Below are 8449 nucleotides of genomic sequence, written 5' to 3' on the forward strand. Positions count from 1 at the left end.
CCCTGATCCGAACCACCCCCGACCCGGAACGACCCCGACCCGGAACGACCCGGCACCGAACCATCCACGGGAGCAGACCACATGGCGCGCAGCACCTCCACCGGAAGCGGCCCCCGGCCCGTCCCCGTGCGGGTCGGTCGCTCCGCCGGCGACTGGCTGAAGGCGATCGCCGCCTTCCTCGCCCTGGCCGTCATGGTCGTCGGCGTGCCCCTCTCCCTGGCGTGGTTCATCGGGTGGCCGCTGCCCACCACCGCCCCGAGCTGGGACATGCTCACCCAGGAGATCGGTACCGAGGTCTTCCTCAACGTGCTGGGCATCCTGGTGTGGGTCGCCTGGGCACAGTTCACCGCCTGCGTGATCGTCGAGATGCGCGCCGCCTTCTCCGGAGTCGGCCTGCCCCGCCGCGTACCCGGCGCCGGGCCGAGCCAGCTGCTCGCCCGCCGACTGGTCGGCGCCCTGCTGCTCCTGGGCTCCGCCGCCGCCGGCCTCACCCCCGGGCTCGGCGCGCTCGGCACCGACATCGAGCGCCACCACCCGGGCGGGTCCGTCGTCGTCGAGGCCCAGCAGACCCCCGGTCAGGAGCGCGCGGAGCGGGCCCCCGGCATCACCGAGGCCGACCGGGCCATGGCCATCCCCCACCAGGACGCCGGCGACGGGGCGGAGGCCGGGGGCGGCACGGACGCCACGGACACCACGGACACCACGGACACCACGGACACCTCGAAGTATTACCGCATCCAGCCCCCCGAGGGACGCCACCACGACACCCTGTGGGGCATCGCCGAACGCCACCTCGGCGACGGACTGCGCTACAAGGAGATCTACGAGCTGAACCGGGACCGGGTCCAGCCCGACGGCTCCCGCCTCACCGAGGCCAGCCTGATCCGCCCCGGCTGGATCCTGGAGATGCCGGCCGACGCCACCGGCGGCGAACTCGTCGAGGCCCCCGGCGAGGACCTCGAGGAGATGTCCCAGGACGAGGCCGACGAGTTCCTCGACTACCGGGAGACCGGCGACACCGGCGGGGACGACCCCGGCCCCGGCACCCCCGGTGGCGCGGGGGACACCCCGCAGCCCTCGCCGGTCCCCGACCCCGCGGCCGATCACTCCGACTGGACCGGCCCCGGCGCCGGGGAACCCGGCGGCGCGGAGGAGACCGAGCACGCCGTGGTCCCCGCCGAGCGGGTGGGGGACACCACCGACGCCGACACCGAGGACTCCGGCCGGGGCGCGATCGACGCGCTGATGGCCGCCCCCCTGCTCGCCGCGGGTCTGCTCCTCGCGCTGGGCCGTGCCCGCCGACAGGCGCTGTGGCAGGCCGCCGCCGGCACCTTGGGTCGGGGCGTCGGGGACGACCTGGAACCGGAGACCCCCGCCGCCGGTGACGCCCGCGACGCCCTCCTGGCGGGCGCCGACCCGCGGGCCGTCGCCTTCCTGGACCGCGCCCTGCGAGTCCTGTCCGCGGCCCTGGACGCCGAGGGCCGCACCCTGCCCGCCGTCTACGCCGCGTGGCTCGGCGCCGACGAGCTCCACCTCCAACTGGCGCACCCGGCCGGCGATCCGCCCGCGCCGTGGCAGCCCGGTCAGAGCGACACCTACTGGACGCTGGAGCGCGCCCGCCTCGCCGAGACGCCCGGCGGGGACGCGGCCGGCGACACCGGCGCCGCGGCGGAGGCCCCCTACCCGGGGCTGGTCAGCCTCGGCACCCGGGACGGCATCCGTCTGCTGCTGAACCTGGAGGCGGTGCCCGGCATCGTCTCCGTGCTCGGTGCCCCCCGCGACCGGGAGGCCGTACTCGGCTCGGTCGCCGCCGAACTGGCCACCAGCGGCTGGTCGGACCGGATGACCGTCACCCTGGTCGGCTTCGGCGCCGAGATGACCACCCTCGCCCCCACCCGGGTCCGCCACCTGGAGGACATCGCGGGCCTGCTGGAGGTCATGGAGACGGAGACCAACCTCCGGCACGCCAACCTCCGCCACACCGGACAGGAGAGCATCCTCACCGGCCGCACCGGCCCCTCCCGCCGCCACCACTGGGCCCCGCACCTGGTGGTCGTGGGCGTGGTGCCCACCGAGGAGGAGGCGGAGCGCCTGGGCGCCCTCGCCTCGGTCTCCGCCCCCCTGGGCATCGGCTACCTGGTCACCTCCGACCGGTCCGACCTGCCCGGCCTGGCCTGGGAGTTCGAGGTCACCGAGGACGGCCTGCTCAAGGAGCCGGACATGGGACTGGAGTTGACCGCCCAACTGCTCCCCGCCGCCGGGCGGGCCGCGGTGGTGGAGCTGTTCGCCGGTCTCACGGCGGGCGAGGGCGACGGCGGGGCGAACGCCGGCGCGGGCGATGCCGGGGGGAACACCGCCGGGACGTCCTCCGGGCCGGTCTTCACCGTGGATCTCACCTCTCGGGGCAAGCCCGAGGTGTACGCCGAGATCATGGGCGGCTACACCGTCACCGGCCTCCCCGAGCCCGAGCCCGAGCGCGCGCCGCAACTGCGCGAGGCGCTCGCCCTGCTCCTGCTGCACCGGGGCGGCGTGCACCCCCGGGTGATGGCGGCGTCCCTGTGGCCGCGCGGCGTCTCCGACGACGTCCGCGACGCCTTCCTCGCCCGCCTCGGCGACTGGCTGGGCCGGGACGCCGAGAGGGCGCCCCGCCTGACGACCGGGGCCGACGGCCGACTCGCTCTCTCCGCCCGGGTGGTCTCCGACTGGGACGTGCTGCGCACCCTCCACCACCACGCCGGCCGCCCCGGAGCGGTCGATCGCGCCCGCCGGCTCACCGACGCCCTGGCCCTGGCCCGTGGCCCGCTGCTGGACGGGCTGCGCGCGGAGGGCGGGTACGCCTGGCTCGACCACGAGATCGTGGACGCGCAGTACCCGCTGCTCGTCGCCGGTATCGCGCTCGGCCTGGCCGAGGAGCACCTGGGCGCGGGGAAGGGCGAGCAGGCGTACCTGGCGGTCCGCTCCGCGCTGGCCGCCGCCCCGACCGACGAGCGGCTGTGGAACGAGCTGCTGCGGTCCGCGCACGCCACCGGCAACCGGGAGTGGTTGGAGGGGGCGGCCGACTGGCTGACCGCCCACCACGCGCAGCTCTTCGGCCCCGATCAGCCGCTGCCGGCCCGCACCCGGGCGCTGATGGACGAGTTCCTGCCCGGCCGCCGGGTGGGGGACAACGCCGTCTCCTGAGCCCGCCGCCCCGGTCGCCCCGTCGGCGACCGCGACCGGGGTCGTGACGGCCGGGCGTTGCCCGCGCCGGCGCCGCTCCCCGTGATCACGCGGGCGGGCTTCGATGTGACGGCCGTGGCGAGCGGACGTTCCCCCCCCCGGGACGTCAGCCGGGCCCGAACCCCGTGGCGGCGGCGATCCGGAGCGCCGCCGCCACGCGGTTGGGAACCACGGGGCCGGTCACCGGCTGCCCAGGGGGTCGGGAACGGGTGTCGAGCCGGCCGCCGGGTCGCCGTCCGATCCCGGGTCGGCGGGGTCGGCGACCCCGGCTCCCTCCGCGTCGTCGTCCGAGCCGTCGAGGAACTGCGTCGCGGCCAGCTCCGCGTACAGACCGTCCCCCGCGACCAGTTCGGCGTGGGTGCCGACCGCCCGGACCCGGCCCGCGTCCAACACCACGATCCGGTCCGCCGCCATCACCGTCGACAGCCGGTGCGCCACCACCAGCACGGTGGTGGCGCGGGCGGCCGAGGCCACGGTCTCCCGCAGCGCCGCCTCGTTCACCGCGTCCAATTGCGAGGTCGCCTCGTCCAGCAGCAGCAGGCGCGGCCGGCGCAACAGCGCCCGGGCGATCGCCACCCGCTGCCGCTCCCCGCCGGACAGCCGGGTGCCCCGATGGCCCACCCGGGTCTCCAGGCCCTCCGGCAGCCGCGCCACCAGCGCGTCGAGACGGGCGGTGCGCAGCACCTCGCGGACCTCCTCCTCCCCGGCGTCGGGACGCCCCAGCAGCAGGTTGTCCCGCAGCGTGCCGGAGAGCACCGGTGCGTCCTGCTCCACGTAGCCGATGGCGCCCCGCAGACGGTGCAGCTCCCACTCCCGCAGGTCGGTGCCGTCCAGCAGGATCCGGCCCGCCGACGGCTCGTGGAAGCGCTCGATCAGCGAGAAGAGAGTGGTCTTCCCCGCCCCGGACGGCCCGACGAACGCGGTCATCCCGCGCGCGGGTATGTCCAGGTCGATGCCGTGGTGCACCTCGGGAAGCCCGTCGGAGTAGCGGAAGCGCACCCCCTCGAAACGCAGCGCGGCGGGGTTGGTGTCGTCTTCCTCGGATCCGGCGGCCCCGGCGGGCGCGGCCGGCTCGACCGGCAGCCGCCGCGTCTCGCCCATCCGGTCGATCGCCGCCGCGCCCACCTGATAGCGGGTCACCGCCGCCACGAGCTGCTGGATCGGCGCCATCAGGTAGAACACGTACAGCAGGAAGGCCACCAGCGTGGCCACGTCGATCGCGCCGGAGGCGACCCGGGCGCCGCCCACCGCCAGCACCGTGATGAACGCGGCCTGGATCGCCAGGCCCGCGGTGTTCCCCGCGAGGGCCGACCACTTGGCGGCGCGCACGCTCTCCCGCCACGACTCCTCGGCGGCCTCGTGCACGACCCGCTCCTCGCGGTCCTCGGCGCCCGACGCCTTGATCGTGCGCATCGCGCCCAGCACCCGCTCCAGGGTCGCGCCCATCGCGCCCACCGATTCCTGGGCCCGCTTGCTCGCCCGGTGGATGCGCGGCACGATCACCCCGATCACCAGCGCGGCGAGCGCGATCACCGCCAGGGTCACCCCGAGCAGCGGCGCGTCCACCACCGCCATCAGCACCACCGTGGCCACCAGGGTCAGGCCGCCGGTGCCGAAACCGATGAGGGAGTCGGTGGTGACGGACCGCAGCAGAGTGGTGTCCGAGGTCACCCGGGCCAACAGGTCGCCCGGCTCGCTGCGGTCCACCGCGCCGATCCGCAGTCGCAGCAGGTGGGAGACGAGGGAACGCCGGGCGTCCAGGACCACCGACTCGGCGGTGCGCTGGAGCACGTAGCCACCCAGCGCGCCGATCACGGCGTTCGCCAGGACGAGGGCGGTCATCGCCACCAGGGCCCCGGTGATCGCCCGCTCGGCGGAGAGGTTCTCGATCAGGGCCTTGGCCACCAACGGAAGCGCCAGCCCGGTGGCCCCGGTGATCAGCGACAGCAGGGCGCCCAGGGCCAGGATGCGACGGTGTGGTCGCACCAGCTCCAGCAGGACCCGCCAGGGCGGCGGCTCCCCCTCGGGTCGCCGGGCACGTCCCCGGGTCTTCCCGCCGGGCGTGCCGTCCGCCCCGCCCTCGGCACGGGTGCCCCCGCGGGGCCCCGCCGTCGTTCCGCTCATCGCCGACCTTCCCGGGAGGCGAGGGACGCCGCCCGTGCTCCGTCTCTCCGACCCGGGGCCCGGGGCACCCCGGACATCGGGTCTCCCATCATCGGGCCCGGCACCGACAACCCGGTACTCCGTTCAGCCCGGGATCAGCCCGGGATCAGCCCGGGATCAGCCCGGGTTCAACCCCGGATCGGTCCGGTGCCGGCCCGTGCCCCGGGAGACGCCGTCCGGCGCGCCCGGGTTGCCCCGAGGTATCCGACGCGTGAGGACCGATGCCGGCAACGGCCTCTCCCGGTAGCGGTGTTGCGAACATCACGGGAACGTTTTCCGACCGGAAACCGACCCGGATTTCCCCCCGGGAACAGTTGCCGGGGCATCCCCGGTGGGTATGGCAGGAGCATGTTGTCTCTCCCGGAGCGTGCGACCGAGCTGCGCGCCCCGTTCGCGCGCCTCGGCCGGTTGCGCCTGCCCGGGCTCCTCACCCGGCCGGGCCTGGCGGCGCTGCGCGCGGAGGTGCTCGGACTGCGGCAGCGACTCGTTCGCCGGGAACACGCCGGTGTCCTGGCCGGGGCCGAACTGGCCGCGGCGGGCCCGCTGGTGGCCCGGTTGGCCACCGAACCGGCGCTGAGGGAACTCGTCACCGCCATAGCCGGGGTGACCGCCGAACCCCTACCGGAGGATTCCGCCGGGCGCCTGTCCCTGAGTGTCCTGGACCGTCCCGGTGACCGGATCGAACCGGCCCCCGGCGGGCCTCCGCTGGCGCTCGCCCTGTTCCTCGACGCCCCCGCGTCGCCGCAGGACGGCGGCATGCTCGAATACCGCCCGGTGTCCTGGTCGGCGGGGCGCGCGGGCCCCGGGGCCGGTGGCCCGGGGCCGGGCAGTCCCGACCGCCGCCCCGCCGGGGCGCTCCTGCCGGAGCCGCTGCTGCGGGCCCACCACGCGCCGGGGGACGGTTGCCTGATGCGGGCGGACGTCACCGAGCCGCGGGTCACCCCGCTGCGCGACGCCGACGCCCGCACCGTGGTCCTCACCATCGGCTGGGCGGTCGGCAGACCGCTCGCCGACCGGCGGGCACCCGCCGGCGCGGCCCTGCGCTGACACGTCGCGCCACCACGACGCGTCTTCCTCCGGAGCCGGCCGGCACCGTGTTCCCCGCCCCGGGGCGCCGGGCCCGCGTGCCCCGGCACGGCGACCGGACGTCACCGTGCCGGGGCGCACGGTCGCCGCTGACGTCGAAATCCGGCCGGCGGGTCGGGGACGCCCGCTCCGCCCGTCGCCCCTCACCGATCTTCGCCCGACCCCGGTTTCCGGGCCCCGGGCCGCACCACCTCCCGTCAGTCCCCCGGCCGTCCCCCACGGCCACCCGGAAGGAGATCCCGATCATGGCCCGCAAACCCCCGCCCGGCGCGTACGGCTCGTCCGGAGGTTCCCGCAGAGATCGTGAGGAGGACCGTCGCGAACGGCGCGAGTACCGTGAGCGTCGGGACGAGCGCGACCGGAACCACCGGGATCGACGCGAGGACCTCGACCGCCGCGAACGGCGCGAGTACTCCGAGCGCCGCGACGAGCGCGACCGTCGTGATGAGCGCGACCGGGCCGAGCGTCGGGACCGCACGGAGAACCGCGACCGGCGCGACCGGCTGGACCGGTTGGACCGCCGGGACCGGGCCGACCGACGGGCCCGGGGGGCCGCCCGCGACGACCGGGGCCCGATGGGAATCCTGGTCGGGCTGCTGCTCACCGCCATCGCACTGGTCGCCCTGCTGCTCTGGGCGATCCTCTGATCGAACCCGCCCTCACGACGTGGCTCCGCCGGCCCGACCCTCCGGGCCGGCGGAGCCACGGGGGACGGGGCCGGGTCCGGGATCAGTCCCCGTGCACCCAGCGACGGGCCCAGGTGTCCACCAGCCCCGCGACCCAGGCCGCGTCCGAGGCATCGCCCAACAGATGATCGGCACCGTCCAACCCGATGAACGCCTTGGGGTGCCGGGCCGCCGAGAACAACTCGCCCGCCTCCTCGACGCCCACCACGGAGTCCACCGGCGAGTGCAGCACCAGCAGTGCGGCGTCCAACCCGGCGATCAGTCCCCGCTGCTCGCGGGAACGCTCCACCAGGTCGTCGAGGAACTCGCGGCGCATCCGGAACGGCCGACCGGCCAGGGTCACATCGGCCTCGCCGTCCCGCCGCAGCTCCTCCTCGGTGCCGGGCGGCAACTGCCCGCGCAGATGGGCGGGATCCGCCGGGGCCGCGATGGTCGCCACCGCACGCACCTCCGGGATCCGGTGCGCGGCGGCCAAGGCCACGCCACCGCCCATCGAGTGCCCCACCAGGAGGGCGGGTGCGGCGGCGGCCTCCCGCAGGCCGTCCGCCGTGTGCACCAGATCCTCCACCATGGTCCCGAAGCCGGTCCGGGAGAAGTCGCCCTCCGACTCGCCGATACCGGCGAAGTCGAACCGCAGCACACCCCAGCCCAGGCGGGCCAGACCGCGCGAGACCCGGGCCGCCGCGAGGATGTCCTTGCCGCAGGTGAAGCAGTGGGCGAAGACCGCGTACGCCACCGGGGGGCGCCCCTCGGGCAGCTCCAGCCGGCCGGAGAGCCGGCCCATCGGCCCGGCGACGTCGAAGCGGCGGCACTCGATACCGGCGGTGCCGCGCTCGGTCCGTGCGTCGCTCATCGGCCGACCTCCCCGGGGCCGTCGCGGTGCCCGGCGGGGGCGCGCGGGGGATCGGTCGGCAGGCCCGCCCCCTCCCGGGGGCGGAGGACGCGGGGCATGACCCCGGCGGCGTGGGCGGGACTCCCGATGCGCATGCGGTCAGCGTAGTGCCGGGACCTCGCGGCGCCCCGTCGGGGCCCACCGTCCCGCCGGACCCGACCGACTCCCACCGGTCCCGCCTCCCCGGACTCACCCCCGGGGGTGGCGGAGGCCGTCGCAGCGGAACACGCGGCCGGACGGAACGCCCGGAAATCGTTTTCCCGAGCGATTCCAAAAGCTCTGTCCCCACTCGAAAGGGTGAAAAGAATTGGGATGGGGCGCGCCAGGACCGGTACCTTCCCAGTGCTCGCCGATCGGGCCGTGGTTTTCTCCCGCCGGTTTCCCGTGACGTGCGATCCCGGTG

The 8449-nt window shown here is 75.9% G+C and carries 5 protein-coding genes; 3 read left to right on the forward strand and 2 right to left on the reverse strand.

Translation table 11 applies throughout. The features are described from left to right. Nucleotides 1-81: 81 nt before the first annotated feature. Complete coding sequence (locus tag FNQ90_RS06370) at nucleotides 82-3180, forward strand: BTAD domain-containing putative transcriptional regulator (RefSeq protein WP_182605371.1); 3099 nt, start codon at nucleotides 82-84, stop codon at nucleotides 3178-3180. Between the two features lie 219 nt (nucleotides 3181-3399). Here FNQ90_RS06370 and FNQ90_RS06375 read toward each other — a convergent pair whose 3' ends face one another. Next, on the reverse strand, nucleotides 3400-5343 hold the full coding sequence (locus FNQ90_RS06375) for an ABC transporter ATP-binding protein (protein WP_182605372.1): 1944 nt from the start codon (nucleotides 5341-5343) through the stop codon (nucleotides 3400-3402). Between the two features lie 387 nt (nucleotides 5344-5730). Between FNQ90_RS06375 and FNQ90_RS06380 the strand changes: the two genes are divergently transcribed. Both FNQ90_RS06380 and FNQ90_RS06385 read left to right on the forward strand, forming a co-directional pair. Further along, on the forward strand, nucleotides 5731-6429 hold the full coding sequence (locus FNQ90_RS06380; RefSeq protein WP_182605373.1) for a HalD/BesD family halogenase: 699 nt from the start codon (nucleotides 5731-5733) through the stop codon (nucleotides 6427-6429). Between the two features lie 284 nt (nucleotides 6430-6713). Beyond that, nucleotides 6714-7115 (forward strand): hypothetical protein, encoded by a 402-nt coding sequence (locus FNQ90_RS06385; protein WP_153426853.1) that lies wholly within the window; start codon nucleotides 6714-6716, stop codon nucleotides 7113-7115. An 82-nt stretch (nucleotides 7116-7197) separates the two neighbouring features. Here FNQ90_RS06385 and FNQ90_RS06390 read toward each other — a convergent pair whose 3' ends face one another. Next, on the reverse strand, nucleotides 7198-8007 hold the full coding sequence (locus FNQ90_RS06390; protein WP_182605374.1) for an alpha/beta hydrolase family protein: 810 nt from the start codon (nucleotides 8005-8007) through the stop codon (nucleotides 7198-7200). Nucleotides 8008-8449: the final 442 nt, after the last annotated feature.

Origin of the sequence: Streptomyces alkaliphilus, assembly GCF_014141535.1 — a bacterium.
GTDB lineage: Bacteria > Actinomycetota > Actinomycetes > Streptomycetales > Streptomycetaceae > Streptomyces > Streptomyces alkaliphilus.